General features: G+C 53.3%; 14 protein-coding genes and 2 pseudogenes. 3 read left to right on the top strand and 13 right to left on the bottom strand.

The window, feature by feature from the left end; genetic code table 11:
• The first annotated feature begins 1,292 nt into the window (after nt 1–1,292).
• A complete protein-coding gene (locus tag PRZ03_RS09390; RefSeq protein ID WP_273600062.1) occupies nt 1,293–2,972 on the top strand; it encodes a hypothetical protein in 1,680 nt (559 codons plus the stop codon).
• A gap of 96 nt (nt 2,973–3,068) precedes the next feature.
• On the opposite strand, the gene PRZ03_RS09385 is transcribed toward PRZ03_RS09390, so the two are convergent.
• Complete coding sequence (locus tag PRZ03_RS09385; protein WP_273600061.1) at nt 3,069–3,971, bottom strand: hypothetical protein; 903 nt, start codon at nt 3,969–3,971, stop codon at nt 3,069–3,071.
• A gap of 436 nt (nt 3,972–4,407) precedes the next feature.
• Here PRZ03_RS09385 and PRZ03_RS09380 point away from each other — a divergent pair, with 436 nt between their 5' ends.
• Together PRZ03_RS09380 and PRZ03_RS09375 are read left to right on the top strand one after the other, a co-directional pair.
• Nucleotides 4,408–4,923, top strand: coding sequence for a thermonuclease family protein (locus tag PRZ03_RS09380; protein ID WP_273600060.1), 516 nt, complete (start codon nt 4,408–4,410; stop codon nt 4,921–4,923).
• 460 nt (nt 4,924–5,383) lie between these two features.
• Nucleotides 5,384–6,103, top strand: coding sequence for a PEP-CTERM sorting domain-containing protein (locus PRZ03_RS09375; protein WP_273600059.1), 720 nt, complete (start codon nt 5,384–5,386; stop codon nt 6,101–6,103).
• A gap of 301 nt (nt 6,104–6,404) precedes the next feature.
• On the opposite strand, the gene PRZ03_RS09370 is transcribed toward PRZ03_RS09375, so the two are convergent.
• The 12 genes and pseudogenes from PRZ03_RS09370 to PRZ03_RS09320 form a co-directional block, all read right to left on the bottom strand.
• Nucleotides 6,405–6,953 carry a hypothetical protein gene (locus PRZ03_RS09370; RefSeq protein WP_273600058.1) on the bottom strand — a complete coding sequence of 183 codons (549 nt, stop codon included), beginning with the start codon at nt 6,951–6,953 and terminating at the stop codon, nt 6,405–6,407.
• Between the two features lie 101 nt (nt 6,954–7,054).
• The gene (locus PRZ03_RS09365; RefSeq protein ID WP_273600057.1) at nt 7,055–7,375 is read right to left on the bottom strand and encodes a hypothetical protein; all 321 of its coding nucleotides are present in this window, start codon (nt 7,373–7,375) and stop codon (nt 7,055–7,057) included.
• A gap of 22 nt (nt 7,376–7,397) precedes the next feature.
• Nucleotides 7,398–7,895, bottom strand: coding sequence for a hypothetical protein (locus tag PRZ03_RS09360; RefSeq protein WP_273600056.1), 498 nt, complete (start codon nt 7,893–7,895; stop codon nt 7,398–7,400).
• A gap of 327 nt (nt 7,896–8,222) precedes the next feature.
• Nucleotides 8,223–8,882 carry a PEP-CTERM sorting domain-containing protein gene (locus PRZ03_RS09355; protein WP_263557779.1) on the bottom strand — a complete coding sequence of 220 codons (660 nt, stop codon included), beginning with the start codon at nt 8,880–8,882 and terminating at the stop codon, nt 8,223–8,225.
• A gap of 228 nt (nt 8,883–9,110) precedes the next feature.
• The gene (locus PRZ03_RS09350) at nt 9,111–10,484 is read right to left on the bottom strand and encodes a Y-family DNA polymerase (protein ID WP_273600055.1); all 1,374 of its coding nucleotides are present in this window, start codon (nt 10,482–10,484) and stop codon (nt 9,111–9,113) included.
• A gap of 20 nt (nt 10,485–10,504) precedes the next feature.
• Entirely contained in the window at nt 10,505–10,888 is a 384-nt protein-coding gene (locus tag PRZ03_RS09345; protein WP_273600054.1) for a LexA family protein, read from the bottom strand.
• A gap of 234 nt (nt 10,889–11,122) precedes the next feature.
• Nucleotides 11,123–12,355 (bottom strand): hypothetical protein, encoded by a 1,233-nt coding sequence (locus PRZ03_RS09340; protein WP_458296233.1) that lies wholly within the window; start codon nt 12,353–12,355, stop codon nt 11,123–11,125.
• A 36-nt stretch (nt 12,356–12,391) separates the two neighbouring features.
• Nucleotides 12,392–12,553, bottom strand: a pseudogene (locus PRZ03_RS24165) (competence protein CoiA family protein); the annotation flags it as partial.
• 123 nt (nt 12,554–12,676) lie between these two features.
• Nucleotides 12,677–13,060 carry an H-NS histone family protein gene (locus PRZ03_RS09335; RefSeq protein ID WP_273600052.1) on the bottom strand — a complete coding sequence of 128 codons (384 nt, stop codon included), beginning with the start codon at nt 13,058–13,060 and terminating at the stop codon, nt 12,677–12,679.
• Between the two features lie 179 nt (nt 13,061–13,239).
• Nucleotides 13,240–13,664: pseudogene (locus PRZ03_RS09330) on the bottom strand (DUF1810 domain-containing protein).
• 39 nt (nt 13,665–13,703) lie between these two features.
• On the bottom strand, nt 13,704–17,462 hold the full coding sequence (locus PRZ03_RS09325) for an SNF2-related protein (RefSeq protein WP_273600051.1): 3,759 nt from the start codon (nt 17,460–17,462) through the stop codon (nt 13,704–13,706).
• A 6-nt stretch (nt 17,463–17,468) separates the two neighbouring features.
• Nucleotides 17,469–19,163: an EH signature domain-containing protein gene (locus PRZ03_RS09320; protein WP_273600080.1), complete on the bottom strand. Its 1,695-nt coding sequence runs from the start codon at nt 19,161–19,163 to the stop codon at nt 17,469–17,471.
• Nucleotides 19,164–19,221 lie beyond the last annotated feature (58 nt).

Raw genomic sequence — 19,221 nt, 5'->3', positions numbered from 1 at the left:
TCCACAAATGGGACTGCGCCCCAATCTTTCTACGTAGAAAACGCCACTGGTAAGGCCCTTCTGTCAATGAGCTAGTAAGCGGAAGATTCGCCAAGGACGCGCCAGCCTAAAAGCTCGCGCCGGCCAGCAAGGGTAGCTTCTGCATTCTTTCTACGTAGAAAGAACCTTGGAGTTCATCGCCCTGGCCGTGGCACCCACCGGTCAGTTACCTCCGTCTGCCATTGGCAGGCAATTCAAGCGCCGACCGTCGCATTTCTAATAAGGAATGACCGTCGTCCCGGTTCCGAGTCAAAGCAGTCCGCACAGACCCAGCCGCTAGTCTTTCTACGTAGAAAGGCCTCCTGGCGAAAAAGCGGGCATCCGCAAAGAGGCTGCTCCTCAATTTTTCTACGTAGAAAGCGCCACGGCTAAGGCCCTTCTGTCATCGAGCCAGTAAGCGGATGATTCGCCAAGGACGCGCCAACCTCGAAGCTCGCGCCGGCCAGCAAGGGCAAGCATCTGCATTCTTTCTACGTAGAAAGAATCTGACCGCCATCACACATACCGAAACACAACCGACTGGTAATTGAGTCCTAGCAGTCCTCACAGGCCTCCCACCCACTCTTTCTACGTAGAAAGAACCCTGGAGCTCATCGCCCTGGCCGTCGCGCACCCAACGAGCAATTTCCTCAATCCGCCATTGGCAGGCAATTCAAGCGCCGACCGTCGCATTTCCAATGCGGACTACCGTCATCCCAGGGCCGAGTCAAAGCAATGCTCGCAGGCTCCGTACACATTCTTTCTACGTAGAAAGCAGCCTAGAGCTCATCACCCTGACCAAAAAACACCAGACGGGCAAGAGAGACAAAGCAGCCCCCTAGGCCTCATACCGTCTAAAAATTTTGTTATGTGCTTTGTTGAACGACCAACCTACCGTCGCGAATAAACGTCACTACTGGTGTGTTCAAACGCCACTTCCAGTATTTTCATTCAAGGTCCGAGTAGTAGTTCACGGCCAAACGCATTGAGTCGACAACACTCCCAAGTCGAGGACATTTTCGGATGGAAGATGCAATTGTTGTCAGGCAGCTGGCAGCAACAAGCTCTTTAAAAAATCATCGAAAACCAATTACTCCTGAGGTAGGAGAGAGGTACGGACAAGCATGTCGGAAACGGCGTGCAGCAACAACCAATCGGGTTAGAGCCTCGTGCCGCGTTCGCGCGGCCGACCACGGCAAGAGTCGCAAGACTCCGGGTCAACACCCATAACAAGTACTGGCGAAAAGCGCCGGTTTCACCGAAAGGAAATTTCTATGTCTAGCATCATCAATTTGTCCGGTACCTCTGTAATCCCAGCCCGAGGCGGCTATATCGCCCTGGGCACGTTGGGAAAGAAGGTCGTTGTACTCAGCGCGCTAACTAAACAAGTTGTGAAGCTTTCGCCTTCAGACATGAGGGAGATGGATTTGAAACAAATTTGCGGAGCAGACTGGTGCGACGAGAACCACTCCTACCTTCACCCCAAAAAGGACGTTCTGGTGTTTGACCACCGCGCCTTGGCCACTGCAATCATTCGTGACTGTCAAACCAAGGGGCCTTTCATTGAGTCCTTCGAAAGAGGGTTTGGTGTGTGGGCCATGGCGGATGGCCAACTTGTCGTAAACGGAACCGAACTTTGGCGTCCGGACGGCACGGTACTTGAGCACGGCATCCACGAAGGACGAATCTATTCGGCCTGCGGAGATGTCGGTTTCAACAAAGACACACCGGAAGCAGACGACAAAGATGTCCAAGAAATATTGGCATTTTTCGGCAGCTTCGAATGGGGTCAAAGTTTGGCCCCTGAGATGGTGCTTGGTTGGTTTGGACTTTCGATAGTGGCTGGGGCGATTCGGCGCCGGCCACATCTGAGCATCACTGGTGCTCCCGGTGTTGGAAAGTCAACTGTCCTAGAGGCAATGAAGTGGCTGACCGGACCTATGGGCCGCCCGTTTACGGGCCCACAGACTGTTGCTGGCTACTTTCAAACTCTAGGTGGTACCCCATGCTGCGCAATTGTTGACGAGTTTGAATATGACCCGAAACAGACGAATGCCAAGGCAACCGTGGAAATCGCACGTTTGTCCTATAGCCTTCAAGAAGGTGATAGTGGCATCGTCCGAGGGACTCCGGGTGGCAGTAGTGTTAGCTATAGGTTCTACACACCGTTCATTGCTTGCGGTGTGAATCCACCCAAGTTTGAATCAGCAGACACCACGCGCTGGGTCAATCTTGAAGTGAAGAGCCGAAAGGAAAATGCAAAGCTGCCTTGCGAGCAATCTATTCAATCCCTCGGGCCAAAGCTTTCGCGCAGGTTCATCAATCGCTGGAACCAGTACCTTGAATCGGAAGTAACGATTCGCCAGTGCATTATTGATGCTGGTGGTGATGGTCGGATGTCAGACACCGTCGGCACACTTTTAGCTGCCTACTGGGTATTCGTATCTAGCAAGGCTGCAACAAAAGAGGACGCCGAGGTTCTTGTGGAGATGCTGAACATCAAAGCTCGGATTGCATTGCACTCCGAAACAGATGAAAAGCGCTGCGCAGACGCCCTAATGTCCAGGGTAATGCTCTTCAAATTCATGGAGGGTCCTGCCCTAGTCACGCGGTCTCTGTCGATTGCTGAAGCAATTCAGCGTGTGTGTGACGACCCCACGAACAATGACGAAGTAGTCCGTCGCTTGGCCCAGCTTGGGCTTCGCGTTAGCGTGCAAAAGGGAATCTGGAAGGTGTTCATCGCCAACAGTCCAGAGCACCAGGAACTGAAGAAGCTGTTCATGGGAACGAAATGGGGTCAAGGGGGCTGGTCGACATGCCTTCGTCGCCTTCCAGGTGGCGAAGAAAGCACCCAGAGGATTGGCGCTGGGTTCGGCGCAGCAAAGGTAACGGTTTTCGATGTTCCAACGGAATTACTTCCGGCGGGTGCAACTCAAGAGCTATTGGCAGCTTAAGCCATTGGGCGCAAGTCTCTCGGGACTTGCGCCCTACTTTTTTGTTACGGCGTTACCCGTGATACCTGCCAAAAATCGTACAGACATTCATTGATATCAGCTGGCATCTACTGCCCAACTTTCAAGCATTGCATCGACGTCAACGGCGTCTTGAAACATCGACCTTCTTGATTCCAATACCGACTTGATGGCCGGCTCGCAAGCCTTGTACCAAGTTTCGAAACCATTGAACACCTCAGCATCGAGCCAAGCGTTCGGTGCGTAGTCTTCCTCCGAGGCAACACTTCGCAATCGAGTCAAGAACGAAAGCAGCAGTCCTTCCACCTGGCCTGATGTTCGCGTTGCATACAACCACATGGCGGAGTGGCTAAGCCAGTCCGACTTTAAACATGCCAGCAGCAGCAACACTTGGACCAGCTGTGAGGTCGAAGTAAAGATATGCCTCGTCGGGTAAGTGGCGAGCGGCATCAAATACTTGTCCCGTTGCCCGTTGTAGGCGTCCCAAGCTCCGTACATCAATGTGGCCAAGCGCGCCCATTCGATTGGCAGCAGCCCTTCAAACGGCTCACCGGTTGAAGCAATAGATGCAGCCTCCAAAAAGCTCTTGGAGCCTTTTGCCCGATTCACTCGTTGAGTGAGAACGCACAGGTTTGAAAGCGCATAGGTTCCTTCGTTGTACAAACGGTCAACCGATGGATTGCAAGGGTCTGTACCCTTGAATACAAACCCCTGAAGTGAGACCGGGCAACGTTCCCCGGTGATTGTCTTGAGCGTCTCAGGGGTAACGGTTATGTCAACAACGAAGCCTCGCTTCAACGCATTGAGTCGCAGGCCGAGCCACTTGGTTTCAAAGTAGTCGGCAGTTCGAGGCGCACCCTTGAACTTCCTGAACGCCCGAATGAACTCAGGCGGCGCTTTTGCAACCGGTCGAAACCCAGCAGCTGCGTAGAGCCCACCGAGCAAAGTTGCCTCTTGTTCGATACTCACCACATCATTCAAATCGCTAAACTCCCAACAATACCTGCAACATCCGGCAACCGCCGTTGATGCGACCATGCAGGCCGCGCCGCCGATTATTACCCCCCCCAACGGGGGAGACTGGACCCCACCCTCCCCCCTCTGGTTGATAGAAAGCAGGCCCCGCAGCGCCGAAACTTGTTCCATCAACGACCTGCGAGGCAGACATGAGCAGAATTGACCACTCACCAGTCCGTGGCCCTCTAGCAAAGGTGCTGCATGACGCAGGCCTCTGGCTGGCGGCACGTAGCCAGCCGAATGCTTCAAAGTCAGCAATTGACGGGCTTGAAGTGACAGACTCGACGTTTGAGGAATGGACCGACGTTTGTTCACAATGGGACTACACCCACATGGAACAAACTACCCATTGAAAACTCCTGTTTTTCGGCCGTCTGATGCGCCTGCCAGGCCCCGCCAATTGACATCAAAGTATCCAGCCCCAAGCTCCGCGCTAGCTGCCGTGCTCGCGCTGACCCTCGCCCTTGGCTGCCAGGCAGGAACAATTGTTGGCAAAGTCGTAGGCGTCGCAGACGGCGACACTGTCACGGTGCTCGATGGGGACCGAGTTCAGCACAAGATTCGCCTGTCAGGAATCGATGCGCCGGAGAAGAACCAGCCCTTTGGCCAACGCTCAAAGGAGAGCCTGTCCGGGCTTGTTTTCGGAAAGTCTGTGTCTGTTGATACCAACAAAAGGGACCAGTACGGCCGTGACATTGGCAAGGTTCTGGTTGATGGCAAGGATGCAAACCTAGAACAAGTGAATCGCGGAATGGCTTGGCATTACAAGGCCTATGCGAGAGAGCAGCCGTTGGCCGACCGGGAGCAGTACGCTGCTACTGAGCAATCAGCGAGAGACGCGAAACGAGGACTCTGGAGTGAGTTGGAGCCAATTCCGCCTTGGGAATTTAGACACAACAAAAAGGCCAATCAGTAACGGAGCAGCCTATAACCCAGGATTCACGCTTCCAAATATCGCGGTGTTCCTGGATGCGTATTCCGGTCAACTTAGCCACCTCTTCCGATTCAAACTAGCTAGGCATTCCGATTCGAACTGGTCACCCATTCCGATGTGGCTAAGCCATCCGAAAGTAGATGTTTGAGACTTACTTTGGACGGGACTGAATGGCTCAAATGCGCTCAAAGCAGCCACATCAGGCCTTTGTGCCCGCACAAGGTAAAGCGAAAGGACACCCCCTCGAGCTGGATTTCCCTGTGGCTTTGCAATCAAAAGGAGCGAAGTGTTTACCCTAGCATCCCCAAGAAGTAGGGGGACCAGAAACGTTTTGCCGCCCCTAAACTAAAAACGGCCCGTCGCATGGTTGAACTTTTGATGAGCAAGTGATTGGGTTTCAATAATTTCATCCATCCGCAGGGAAAAGATAATGCAAAACTTGATGATGAAGAAATCCTTGAAGACGGCCGCTCTGCTGGGCGCAATGAGCTTGGTGGGCGCTGTTCAAGCAGCAGGCGTGCCGGGCCAAGGCACTTGGGAAACCACTCTGCAAGTGCGTGACCTGGACGGCAACATAGCCAACGGCCCGGAGGCTTTTTACGACACAGCGCTCAACGTCACTTGGCTGCGTGCTGGCAGTACGGGCACTATGGACTGGGGCACGGCCAAAGCCTGGGCCGAGCAAGACCGCTTCGGCTTGAGCGGCTGGCGTCTACCGACGACCCATGTCACTTCGGCAGATGGCAGTTGTGTTTGGTCCTACACCGGTGGCACCAGTTGTGGTTACAACCCCGACAGCAGCATATCCACAGGCAGCGAAATGGCGCATCTGTTTTTTCAGAGCCTGGGGAACAAGAGCTATTACGTACCAGGCACAACTAACGTGCAAGCGGGCAATGGTCTGACCAATACCGGCAATTTCCAAAATCTGCAGTCTAAATTCTACTGGTCCGGTACGGAGTACGCACCTTACTCCTTTAACGCGTGGTTCTTCATTACCATTGACGGCAGCCAGAGCTACTACGAAAAGACCTATAGTTTGAATGCGCTGGCTGTACGCCCTGGAGATGTTGCTGCTGCAGTGCCGGAGCCACAAACATGGGCCTTGATACTGCTGGGATTGACCGGGGTGCTGTTGGCGCGTCGTCGGCGCGCACTTTGAGGCGTTGAGCCCTTAGGGTCTTTTAGTGGTTTACTGGCGTTAGCCCCCAATTTTCTTTTTGCGTACCAATGGGCAGTTAGGAGAAGCTGCCATTTTGCGGCGCGTGAATGCCTCGTATGGGGGCACTTTGCAGCTGCTGGGAGCCGACCCAACTTGTGCTGGCTGACCCCGCTCGGCTGGCCAGCGCGAATCGAATCATGTGGACAATTCGAGTCGGAACGAGTGGCCACATTCCATTGGAATAGGTTGCTGATTTGAATCGGAACGGGTGGCTTTTTGGGTCAAAAATACGCACCTTGACTCAGAATTTGTGCCAGGCTGACCCTTTTTTGTACGCATAGGCCCACGTGTCTTTAGCCTTCTTCTTGACTTCAATCGCAAGATTTTTGGTCGCTGGCACAACTACCTTTACGGCTTCTCCAGTAGCCACCTTTGTGTCGCTCATCGCCTCGTTGAATCTTCGCGAAAATTCTGCACTTGCATCGCGAATTTTCTCTACCTGCTCAGGGTGATTTTCGTTGACACATACAAGTTCAATCGTCACGGCAGCTCCGCCTACTATCACGCCCACTCCAACAATGAACGGCAACGCCCCAGCAGCACCAATCGTTCCTGCAATGTATCCAGATGAGCCCGTAAGGATTGCAGCACCGCTGCTGTGAGTTACGACCGTCAATCCAGCAGCCGCTGATACTGCCCCAATTGTTGCACTCGACCCGCCCGCGACACCCGAGATAGCCGCAACCGTTTTACTTTGACTTGGCGCATAGGTGCATATCACTGGACTGCCTTGTTTTGCTGAGGCTGTAGTAGCAAATAGCGCAAGACTGAAAAGCAAAGCGACTTTCATATAAATAACTCTTCCTGTAATTTTTTGGTCCGCAGTGTTCCGCTGCTGCCTAAGTCTACAGGGCATGACATTGAACAGCTTTCGAAGGCTATCAGTGCAAATTAATCGTTAGAACGCGCATTCAAAAGTTGCTTGAGCTCAACGGCATCCAGCCTTGATGAGAACAACATTACGAGCTCAGCGGCACCGAGCTCATTTTCAAGCTCATGCTGACGAATGGGGTGGTTCCCAAGTCGGTAAGCTTGTTCGGTTGTTCCGTCCTGGACCACGGCAACTTTGTAGACACCCCAGGTGCGCGGAATCGTGTAACTGCCGTCGACGACAAAGCTTCCGGCCGCCACTGATTTTGCTTGGAGTTCTTGAAACCGCTGATTACTCATGAAATACCCCGTTATGTAGTGCTGCGCCAACTTGGCGGACACCGCTTTCTTTTGATGTCGACGCCTACCGCCCCGAATACCTAATTGTCAGCAAATTTGGCCTGAAGAACGCAGGCTCCTCCTCGTCCGGGAACTCGACATCTTGAAGCCTCAAGATAGGGCTACCAAGGCGCCTGATACGCTCGAAGCGGACAAGCCAGAAAACATGATTTACCAGCAAGGCCTGCGTGTGGCGGGGGCACTCATCAAAAAAAAGATGAAGCTTACTAAGCAGGTCAGCCGGCAGTGTCCAAAGCCTCACGCCCCGCATGTCCCAAGGAAGAAGCAGCCCCTCAGAATTACATGATTGTTCTACAGGAAGTAGGAGGTCAGAGTTGTGGATGAACTCAAACCATTCATCCCAATTCTCTTCATGGTAAGGGTCGCAGTCGGCAAGTGTGGCTTGAACTTCCAACTCATCTGGAAGCTCGACACAATCGGCCAGTTCATACACTTCGCAGTCAAGCCCGCAAAGGACAGACTCACCTTCAATTAGCCATGCTTCAGGGTCTATGTCGTCCATTGAATTTGTCCACCGGGGCGGTTCAGCGCAACGCAACCTTCGAAGCTATCCTAGCTCCTAGAGTACCCCTTGGAAGAAACGCCATGCGGGTAATCTTCCCGAGCGGAAGAATCCTTACTTAGCCTTTCACAGTGATGGGCTGATGCTCTGTGCACTCAATTTACACAAAATACCGCGTCGCCTATGGTGGATTCGTTTCGGTCTACCAATGCTCGGAGCCAGACTCAATGCGGATTTGGCGAGGGGCCATGTCCAGTGTCAATCGCAAAAGAAAACCGGCAACTTGTGCCGGTTCATTGCGTTTCTCAAGGTTCAATCAACCGCCGTCTACCCCCTGCTACGAAGACCCGCAAAGCATCCGATGACGCCCAAGCCGGCCAGTAACATGGCGTAGGTTTGCGGTTCTGGAACAGATTGGGTCACTGAAAAATCGTCAAAGTACACCGCTTCAGTCGCGTTGTATGCACTTATTAAGAAAGCCGTCGAGCTGGTGGCTGCAACGGCTTGATATGAGTAATTTTGCCAATGGCCGTACCCAGTACCAATCTTCCCTGGAGAAGCGACTATTCCTGAAAGGCTGCTACCTTGCCACCAGACTTCCATCGCATCGCTGCTACTGGTTGGCTTTTCGAAGACCCAAAAGGAAATGTCATATTTTGTACCAGGTATCGTTTTGAGGCTTTGCGAAAGAAAGGCTCCAGTAACCGGGTTCAGACAATCTGGACTAATTGACGGCGACCTGCAATGTGCTGAAGCAGAGTAACTGAGCGGCTTGTCAACTGAGTGACTTTGACCGTCGAGCTGAAAATGCTGCGCTTGCCACGGAAACAGGCTACTACCACTGAAAGTTGGGTCTAAGACTAAGTTCTCAGCATGGCTTTCCTGCGAAACCGTCAACAACAAAGCCAGTACCGTCAATGCAACGGCCCCGGTTCTTTTTGATGTGCTGCGAATATGACTGCTTTGGAGTGAATATTTTTTGACCATCGAGTGCTTCCCTGTTGATTTGAGCCTGAACTTGTCAAGCAGACCTATTGAAGTCTCAACAAGGGGTTGCCGTCCTGACCTTTGGAGCCAAAGATGCGACCCTACAAACCGCCCCCCCTAAGATAGTGGCGAGGTAGATGTGTTGTAGGGGCCAGGTGGCCGGTGACAGGCAGCAACAGAAATAGCACCGCCATCAAGATATCAACCGAGTTCCAAGTTCGTCCGCAACTAAGCCCTAACAATCGCCATATCGCCCCAGCAAGTCGTGTACTGAGGCGTCCGCCGCTCCTGCTTCATTGCCCACCCCTTGCGGTCAATTTCCAACCCCGCGCCGGCAAGCTTCAACGAGCCTCGCCCGTACCGTCCATTGACCGCATCCATCGCTGACATCAATTTCACGCGGTCTCGCTGTCCGCTTTGATGGCAAGCTACTGCCGCCCCAGACAAACCCGAACCCTGTTCGCTACCAGGCCCTGGTAAGGGCTCTATGAAATCAAAGTCCAGCTCCATCTGCTGCACGTCCGTTGACTGCAAATCAACCAACATCACACCAGCCTTGGCGTACTTGAAGCCTGTCTTGTAGATGCCGCGCAGACCTGCAATCGCCGAAGTCACAAGCAGCGCGCTGTCGGCCGTGGGGCGAACTAAAGGCACAGTCACGGTAGCGCTGTACTGAGGGTCATCCTTGCGGAAGGGACTTGTTCGTATAAACACGACGATTGCCCCTGCTGCACTACCCTGCCCTCGCAGTTTCTCTGCCGCGCGACTTGTGTATTCAGTGATGGCGGTCGCCAGGTCCCTCCCCTTCGTCACCACATGACCGAAGGAACGACTCACCATAATTTGCTGTTTCGGCGCGGGTTCGTCATCGACTTCAATACATTGAACTCCCTGCAGTTCACGCACGGTCTTTTCGAGCACCACAGAGAAGTGTCGTCTGACCGTGGAGGCATCAAGCCGCACCAGGTCAAGAACTGTGGACACGCCACCATCACGGAGTTGTGCGCCGATGCGCTTGCCAACGCCCCAGACTTCACCGACATCTGTGGCGGCAAAGACAGCATGCAATTCGTCTTGCGACATCGCGCCGAGGTGACAGACCTGAGCCAGCCTCTCAGGGTAGCTGCCCGGCTTGCGTTCGGTGGTTTTGGAGATGTAGTTGGCAAGCTTGGCCAGAGTCTTTGTCGGTCCGATGCCAACGCCGCAGGGGATACCAACCCACTGCAGAATTCGAGCACGCATATTCCGACACATAACGACCAAATCACCCTGAACACCCGTGAAGTCCAGAAATGACTCGTCAATGGAGTAATTCTCTTGCCTCGGGGCATAGCTCGACGCGACAACCATCATCCTGTAAGACATGTCGCCATAGAGCGCAAAATTTGCGCTCAAAGCAACGAGGCCATGGTCCCGCTCGAAGTCTTTGCATTGAAACCAAGGGTGGCCCATGCGCACGCCAAGAGCTTTGGCTTCATTTGAGCGCGCGATGGCGCAACCGTCGTTATTGGATAGAACTACGACGGGCCGGCCGACAAGTGAAGGCCTGAAGACTCGCTCGCAAGACACATAGAAATTATTGCCATCAACAAGCGCAAACATAGCGGGGCGACATGCTGAGTTCAGACGCGCATCGATTTGATGGCAGTCGTGACAACCCCCCAGACTTCAACGGTCTGTCCGTCGCGTGGAAGGATGTCCGGATAGGTCGGGTTAGCAGCTTGGAGCTTCAAATTGCTGCCGCGCTTCCATAGTCGCTTGACAGTGAACTCTCCGTCAACGACGGCGACCACAACATGACCATGGGATGGTTTGATGGCCCGGTCGACAAGTACAACGTCACCGTCATCAATGCCAGCTTCCCGCATAGAAGCTCCCCGCACGCGCATCAGAAAGGTCGCCTGCGGGTGTTTGATGAGTTCCTTGTTGAGGTCAATGCGCTCGACACCGTGGTCTTCAGCAGGCGAGGGAAAGCCAGCTTGAACTGAGCCCAGAAGGCTCTTCACCCAGGCCCCATCCACGGCCACAACGGGCACTGGAGAGGAGGGACCATCTGTCGAGCAACGTGCTTGAGAAATACTGTACATTCATACAGTTTAAACCCTGCTCGGGCAGAAGGGCCATAAACAAAATTCTTGACCTTTGCAGCATCCTTGCTGACGCAGCGACATGTTCAGCCTGTTTATGGCTTAACGGTCGGCGTGACCCTCAGCGTTGGAGACTCACGTTGGCGGGGTTTTCTACCTCTGCGTGCACAACCAAGGCGCTGGCTGCCCGACGGAGAAATATCGCTTGCTTTGCATAACAACTCCAAGCCAACAAAGGACATCATCCAAGTCCTGGGGGTCTCCTCCGGCGCCTTCCAAGGCTTCGCAAACAGCTACATGACTTGCCGGTGCGGTAAGCCCAAGAAGCCAGTGCACCAGCAATTCACACTCGAAGGGCTCGGGAGCATTCTTACCAAGCTCCCCTGCCCACCTAAGTAGTCGCTCAGTATCCGGCCAACGGCTAAGCCATTGGATGTGCAGTGTCGATTCCTCAGCTGCAGTGACCGTCGCAACTTTCACAAATCTTGGCTCACGTGGTCGGATTTGCAACTTGCCATGAGCGACGAAAAAGCCGCCGTCATTCCAAAACAAAAAACCACATGCCCGAAGGTATCGCACGTAAGCATTGACCGCCGCTCGAAGTCCTTCGAACCAGCCGCTTCTGGCGCCGAAGCGTTCGGTAAGCCAACGGCAAATAGCTTGCTGGCTTGGCAGACAACTTCCTGCGCGTTTATTCAAAATGAATTGGGCAAAAAGAGCCCCCTGCCAGAGGTCATTTTCAGCCCACACGGCACCCTCGCCCTCCCGCAAGGTCACTCTGAGATAACTTGGAAACCGTGACCGTGAAATGCCAAGTTCGTCTTCTAACCTTCTCCACTTCTCAGCAGATGGCAGAGCCTTGTACCGCTCATTGGCCAATTGTTCGGCATCCTTAACGGCAGGCCCCATCTTGCGACCAGAAAGCCCTATCAGCTTGCCAGCACGCCACACTTCGAACCCGACAAGAAGCTCCGCTTCCCAAGCCGCTCGTTGCGGATGGAACAACCAAGTCTTGTTTTCAACCTCGTGAATTACATAGCGCTCAAGTTCTTCGAAGGTAAATATCCTTCCAACTGACTTCGAAAGATTCACCTCGATGCAGGGAAGGCCAACATGACTCAAGTAGGCCCGTTTGTCGACACCTACAGCGTGTGTAACCCTAATTTCCACGGCAACAACTGCAGATGCGATGTAGCCCAGTACGTCAGGCCGGACATCTTGAACGCTCTTCTCTATGGCGACAGAATCGAACAGCCACCTTTTAGGCTCATGGAACACTCTGTGCGCTGTGAACGTGCCGAAAACAGGGTCAATTCGAACAGCCTCAATGGGCAGCCCGGGCAGTTGAATCCACAGCTTGTCAGCAACTATTTGCTTGGCAGCCATGTGCAGAGATGTCTCGGGACCCGTCGCGCAATCCGCTCCTAGTAGGTGGGCAAAGTGATTGACGTTTACCTCACCCTTTTTGGCCACAAGGGGTGCCCCACAGCCGGGGCAAACGCAACCGCAGGCGATGCCACGGGGTGTTTCGCGGACGTCGACAAGCCGACCATCCAACTGCAGGCCAAAAGGAATATGCCGCACTTACTGAATCATCGACATAAATTTGTCGGATAGCACCACACACTCCAGTAGGCAACGATGGGAGCGATAGTTGTTGAATGCAATGTGCGTCTCATTGGGCCATCAAAATGGTCCCAAAACTTGTCAGCCCACTTTGTTGGCAAGCAAATCCTCAGCCGTCTTGCCTGCAGCAATTGCCGCCTTAAACCAACCAGGTCGAGTGCCCTTGCCTGTCCAATTGTTGCCAGCCCCATCCGTGTATTTGATGACCCCGGCAGGCTTCTTGACCGCGGCGTTCTTGCGCGGCTTCTTTGTCGGAACGTCAGCTTTGGCAATTACAGCTTTGCGCCCTTTGCGCCCGACAAGGCCAAGGTCCTCTGCCGTCAATTTGTAGTGCTCGATTGCGCCTTTGATTCTCTCGATGACTTCAGCGACTTCTTTGCGTCGGAGAGTGTCAGCCTTTGCCTGCAGTGCGGCGATTTGGGCGTTAATTGCAGCGAGAGCAGTGCCGGGATTCTTAGTAGCCATGTTTGGGACCTCTTTGTGGGCAGCGTAAGGACTGGATGTTCAGGAGAACGCTACTGCTTGAATGTTAGCAAGACTCAAGTCAACTCGGTAGGACCTGCCCGCAATTGACATTAGCGTCGTTCAAAGGGACACGGAACATGGAAATGCCTTGCTGGCAAATCTCGCTCAACCTCGGCCATCTACCTGAGCAACTCTAGGGTTCGCTCATCCTTCTTGCCCGAGTAGAACTTCTCAAGCGCCTTCCCAAACGCAGGTTCTTCAGGTGCCGCAGCGTTGAACAAGGTCATACAAGACCTGCACTTCAAATCATCCGGCGTCCCTAGGACCTCAAATGCGGACTTCCCTCGGACTGCGAGCATCAGCTGGGTGCATTCCAAGAGACGAGGCCCAAGAACTGGATGTTGCCAGTAGGCCTTGGCCTCGACCAGCGAGTCCAATCCATATGTCTGAGCCATTGCTGACCGGCCAAGCGCGGCCAACTGAGGAAAGATGAACACATCCAGTGGGTTTCCTTCCTGGCGTTCGTCAACTCGCTTACAACAGTCCCATAGATTGGAGACTGTGCAGAAACGAATCTCTCCAAATCATTGATGTTGGTGGTCATGTCATTCACTTTGAAGGAGTATTGAAATCGATGGCGACTCTAGGCATTGTCCGATTCAGCTCCCCACTCGGCGTAAAGCAGCCGTTCAATATCCATCAAAGTCACCGAATGCTGCTCGAGCAATTCACCGAGGCGGTGCTGGTCAATGAGTTCCACATTGTTGAGCTCAGCTTGGGATTGCGCTTGTGAGTTGAAGAACTGATTGGTGACACCGACCTTGTTGAAGGAAACATTAGGGTGCTTTCTACGATAAAAAGCCTCGCCCCCCACAACATCTTTGACTGTTTCCCATCCAAGTTTTGTTCCTTCATTTCCCGAAGTCTTGGTTTGGATGAGCTCGCCTTTCGAGCCACAAATCGCAACAACATCGACTCCGTTGTCGTTAGCACCGGGCGTGCAGTAGCAAATTGGAAACCCTCGCTTGTTCCATAAGGCTGCGGTCATTCCCTCAAAGTGACGCCATTCCATCCGCAGAGCCATTTCAAGATTGACTCGCTCATCAATGGATTCGATGTCACCGCCGGGGATGATGTCACTAACGTTGAAATCACCCGGTCCAAGGTCACCGGAGCCATTCAGCATGTCGCCGGCAAGCTCCCTCTTCTTGGTCAGCAATTGGTCAAGCTTGACATCAAACGTATGGAAGTCATCGGCTATGACGACAGGGTAGTACACATAGACATCCTTCTTTTGCCCAATTCGGTAGGCGCGGTCGGTAGCCTGGTCTTCTTTGGCGGGATTCCACGTCCTGGTGTAGTGAACAACATGGTTTGCTCCTTGAATATTCACGCCGAACCCAACAGCCACGGGCGACAAGATGATGACGCCAAAGCCCGGCATTTGCTGAAATGCCTTTATGCGCTTCTGACGACTTGCGACGTGACTAGACGACGCACTGGTATCCCCGTTAATGATGTCAGGACGAACTTTGAACACTTCTTCGATGTAATGTTGCAGAAGTCGCTGAATGTTTCTGAACTCACAGAAGACAATGACCTTCTCTTCCTTTGCCTTGATGTGCTCCAACTGCCTCAACAACCAATCGAGCTTTGGAGCCTTTGCGCGATATTGGTCGAGAGGCTCAGGCTTGAATACACTCAATCCATGTCGACGTGGGTCCGTACAAATTAGGCGTAAGTACTGAAGAAGTCCGAGGTGATTCTTGAACGGGGACTGCGACTTCGGGTCGTTTCGCTTCTTAAAATCATCAATGGCCTTCGCATACAGGTTCCGCTGGTTGGCGGACAACTGAAGTCGCCGGCAGGCATCCACAACTATTTTCTGAGGAAGGTCCTTCGCAACCTCTGCCTTAGTTCTTCGAAGAATTTGAGGCGAAATTCGTTGGCGAAGCTCTTCGACTCGAGCTCTCTCGTCGTCGTCTTTGGCTTCAATTGGCTTCCCGTAGCGCTGACCAAAGTCATTAAGCGCCCCTAGGAGCCCAGGTTGTACGAAGTCAAATAAGCACCACAGGTCTGCCAATCTGTTTTCAACCGGCGTTCCGGTGCATGCGATTTTGAAGCCAACGTTCTGCTTCTTTGCAGCTCGGGTAACCATTGCAGCCGGATTCTTAATTCGCTGAGCCTCGTCACAGACCATAACTGACCACTTTTCCGTGGCGAACGAAAATTCAAGGTCGCGCAATGTCTCGTAGGTCGTCAGAACAACCTTGGCGTTCCCAACCCACTGGGGCTTCAAAAAGCGCACCAATCCATCTTCTGTGCGCAATCGAGCATCCACCGCTTCCCGCGGTACACGAAGCGGAGCGAGCGCATCGCCATAGGCAGTGAGTACTGGCAATGCCCCGGGCACGAGAAACTTTTCCGCCTCTTCTTTCCAGTTCTCAAGCAATGAGACAGGGGCTACCACGAGCATGGGATGCACCTGGACATCCTGCTCCACCAACCAGGCCATAAAAGCCAAAAGCTGAAAAGTCTTCCCGAGCCCCATGTCGTCCGCTAGGACTGCCCCGCGGACATGATGCTCGGACTGAGATTTGTAGAGATGCTGCAACCAAGCGAGTCCATACAATTGGTGCGGCAGGAGAGTGCAATCCGGTCTCAAGCTGCGCGGGAGTTCGGGTGCAACAGGAACGGTGAGCAGCGCCTCCCGGCGACCTTCTTCGTAGTCAACGGAGTCGATGTTGGCTCGCAGAATGAGGCTCTTTTTCGCCACAAGCATTTCTTTGCGGTCCGCAGCTCGCTTCGCTGGGTCAAACTTTCGTTCGTTGACTTCGCCCAAGACTTCATCGAAAGTGTGCGTGATGTCTTCAGCTTCAGCGATGGGCATCGGCTTCGGCAACCACGGAACTTCCACCACATCTTTGCCATCAGCGCGAGCCTGGATTGATGCTGCCCGCAATTGGTCCAGCGCATCCTTGGTTGCAGGTACCGCAACAGGCTCAGATTCACCTTCCGGCGTGTAAGCAATGATTGGGAGCACGTTCTCTGGGAACCACTCACCGTCATCCTTCTTCTTAGCAATGTAGGGCGAGTAGTACGGCTGCTCAACGCCTATGCCTTCAATCCGAGACGAGTAGGCACTCAGGTCGTGAACTTGAGCATAGGACAACATCAAGGGCGTTCGACTGCGCTCAACCTGAATTGCTTTCAGCTCTTCAAGGTGGCGTGGGCTATCGCCTTGAAGTTCAAAGTCGTAACCTTGCCACCCCAATAGCTGGAAACCCCGCTCCAATGAGTTCCCAAGACGCTGAACAAAGTCATTCAGCTCCTTGTCGGTCAGCCAGACTGTCTCCGATTCAGCGGGGCCTGAAGCACTGGCCGTCTCAATGAGAAGCCCAATTCGCTTTGGGTAGCCCGTAGCATCACGTTCGACAACCGGTAGAAAACGTTCATACAAAAGCCCCGCGTCTTCGCGAGCCTTCTCGAACTGCTCTTCTGCAATGACGTCTTTGGCATCCTCGCCGAGTGCCGCATATGGATTCAGTATGAAAGCCTGTGCTCTCGAACCAGCAACACGGCGAAGCGGGAGCCGCTTTATTTCCTGAAGAACCGCCTTGACCTTCGGTGTGATGAGAACCTGAACTATTCCATCCGGTGTCACGATGTCATATCGGTCCATGACCTCTCGCGCATTGTCGAATCGCTCAAGCCAGTCTGATGGAGCTCCTGCAAATTGAGGTTCGATTTCAACAACGCTGTCGCCTGCAATCTGGGCTGACTTGCGAAGCCCGATATCAAGACGCTCAGGCGTCAGGACTACTGAGCGATGCAGGAAGTCATCCAATTTTGCGTTAGCTGCTATCGCAAGTTTCCGGATACGACCCCATGCCTGCCTGTGCACCAAGTCATTGCGTTCAGTCGAAGCTCGCTTCGAAAAACCAACAACCTCGCTGAACAACGACCAGTGCGCCGGCTGCATCAATTCGACTCTTTCGCCAAATGTCAAAACAGGCCCAAAGCACTGGAAGTCGACTTGAGCACCGGAAGCTTCTTGCCATCCGGCAATGGCAATGGAGAAGTTGTCGTCCGTCAACGAATTTGCGCTGCGAAGCACAGGGCGGACAGTCGTTTGAGAAGGCAAATGAAGCACCTGCGGTAGGTCTGCATAACCAGGGCTCTGCACGGCCTCAAAAAGCATATCCCATTGAATCAACAACTCGTCGTTGGATTCAACCGCGTATCCATCGTCCAATAATTGAGCCAAATAGGCTTGCAGCAACTTGCTGTCAAGTGGTGCGCCTTGTCCGCTCCGCGTGAGGGTCACCCCTTGAGCTGCGAAGCTACGCCGCCACTCAGGGACAGAAGGACTTGCAGGCTTGCTGAAAAATTTGAATGCCATGAATGGTTACCGCCACCAGCCTTTAGGTGCCCTGTATCTGAATTGCCAGTCGAGCAAAATTCGGTTCACCGATAGGTCGCCGTCATCGGTTCTGACCCAAAGGTTGCCGCCTTTATCTTCTTTGCTGAAATCTTCAATTTTTAGACTTCTTGCGCGTGCAAATTCGTCAAGCGCCTCCATGCTGAAAGCCTTCTTTCCACCCTTAGAAATGGGCGCTGGACCTGCCTTTGGTACTGAAGGCTGCATGACTCTCGAAGGAGGAACTGTTGGCCGAATAATTTGTGAGGTACTTGGCGCTGTCGCATCTTTTGCCGCAGAGGCAGCTTGGCTCCGAGTTACTCGGCGGGGTTCTACGTTCGGTTTGATGCCAAATTTTTCTTTCAGTTCCGCCTCGAACCTATCCTCCCAGCGCGCATATCCGTCAACGCCATCTTTGTGCGACATCCACAAGATACGCAATTTGTGCTTCAAAGAGTTCTTTGCGTCTACAGTCGTGACGACCGGATTGGCCATATCAAACGGCAACACCTTGCTCTGGTCATAGCCATAAAGTGCATTGCCCATGCCTCCGAACTCCACAGCAACAAGGTCGCCAATGGTCATAGCAAAAGCGTTGTTAGAGCTATCAGTGGTCTTAAGCTCGGTGTACAGACCCTTCATTTTTGTGCGAAGCGCCTTGAAGTCGCGGTCGCCTGAGTACAAAGCCTGTGCACCTAGTGCGAACTGAACGGTACCCATTGACTTGACGTAACGAAGCCAAAAATTAGCGCGCCGCCGGTCCCCTAATCCGTCTTCTGCTAACTTGGTAAAGAAGGCCTCAATAAACTCGCTCTTTAGCCAGACCGACACCATCTCTCTGGCAGCAGGAATGACACCGCCCCAACGAGTCTCATTCGAAGGCAGCCAAGGATTTCCCCACCACTCCACTGATGCGTTTCTTAGCGGTTCGTTGAGCGCGGGTTGAGCAACGGACGCATGCTTGTCCAGCATCAGAATCAGGCCACGGTCCCGCAACACAGTGTTGTTTTCAATGAGCGTAACGAGGGCAGGAATGAGGTCTTTAAACTTCTCTTGGCTAAGCAAAGTGGCCTGACGGACCTGAGCCAAAACCAACTCCCGCAGGAACCAGGACGCTTTGATGACACCCAATTGTTCACAAAGTTGGTCGATGACTTCAGTATTACCTTTCAAAACCTCTGCAGCGTATGGCGCACAAGGGTCTTCACCGAAAAGCTGACGGTTTCCGACTGCCGTCGTGACCCAATCAGGATTCAGCGTCTTGTCGACGATATTTCGGGTACGGTCATGCAGGTAGTCACGAAGGTCTCCCCAGTTCTTTCTTCCGACGGTTGAATGACGTTCAACGTTTGGGTCATACGTGAAATAGCTCCGAACCAAACCTTGATAGCAACGCCGATACCACCGCGGCTCATCGACCCACTGGTCCACCCCGGTTTGTCGGTCAAGCACAGCCTGGAAGCGAAGCCGGTCCTCCATGATGCAAGGGCTTGAAGCGCCACTCGGAATGCACAGACCAAACGACACCAGTCGAGCGTCCTTCAGATTGTCGAATCGCTGCGACTCCCAGAATCGACGAACGGCCTGAACTTGGAGGTCCTCCGAGACCGGGGTCTGTGACCCCCCGCGTGCATGGCGTTGGAGCTGAGTGATTACAGCGTCAAGGCTTGAGTCTGCTGGCATCGGCCTATCGCCTGCGCTAACGCTTGTGCGCAGGAGACCAGCAAGGAAGTCCAGAGCG

The sequence above is a fragment of the Roseateles albus genome (assembly GCF_028595345.1).
Lineage (GTDB): Bacteria > Pseudomonadota > Gammaproteobacteria > Burkholderiales > Burkholderiaceae_C > Paucibacter_A > Paucibacter_A albus.
Note: the sequence above shows the minus strand (reverse complement) of the source record. Positions and strands in the feature narration are given on the sequence as shown.

Coding starts and splice junctions, on each gene's coding strand:
- PRZ03_RS09340 (WP_458296233.1), bottom strand. CDS start 12,355: ATGGCTGCCAAGCAAATAGTTGCTGACAAGCTGTGGATTCAACTGCCC.
- PRZ03_RS09360 (WP_273600056.1), bottom strand. CDS start 7,895: ATGGACGACATAGACCCTGAAGCATGGCTAATTGAAGGTGAGTCTGTC.
- PRZ03_RS09350 (WP_273600055.1), bottom strand. CDS start 10,484: ATGTTTGCGCTTGTTGATGGCAATAATTTCTATGTGTCTTGCGAGCGA.
- PRZ03_RS09390 (WP_273600062.1), top strand. CDS start 1,293: ATGTCTAGCATCATCAATTTGTCCGGTACCTCTGTAATCCCAGCCCGA.
- PRZ03_RS09375 (WP_273600059.1), top strand. CDS start 5,384: ATGATGAAGAAATCCTTGAAGACGGCCGCTCTGCTGGGCGCAATGAGC.
- PRZ03_RS09325 (WP_273600051.1), bottom strand. CDS start 17,462: ATGGCATTCAAATTTTTCAGCAAGCCTGCAAGTCCTTCTGTCCCTGAG.
- PRZ03_RS09355 (WP_263557779.1), bottom strand. CDS start 8,882: ATGGTCAAAAAATATTCACTCCAAAGCAGTCATATTCGCAGCACATCA.
- PRZ03_RS09320 (WP_273600080.1), bottom strand. CDS start 19,163: ATGCCAGCAGACTCAAGCCTTGACGCTGTAATCACTCAGCTCCAACGC.
- PRZ03_RS09370 (WP_273600058.1), bottom strand. CDS start 6,953: ATGAAAGTCGCTTTGCTTTTCAGTCTTGCGCTATTTGCTACTACAGCC.
- PRZ03_RS09335 (WP_273600052.1), bottom strand. CDS start 13,060: ATGGCTACTAAGAATCCCGGCACTGCTCTCGCTGCAATTAACGCCCAA.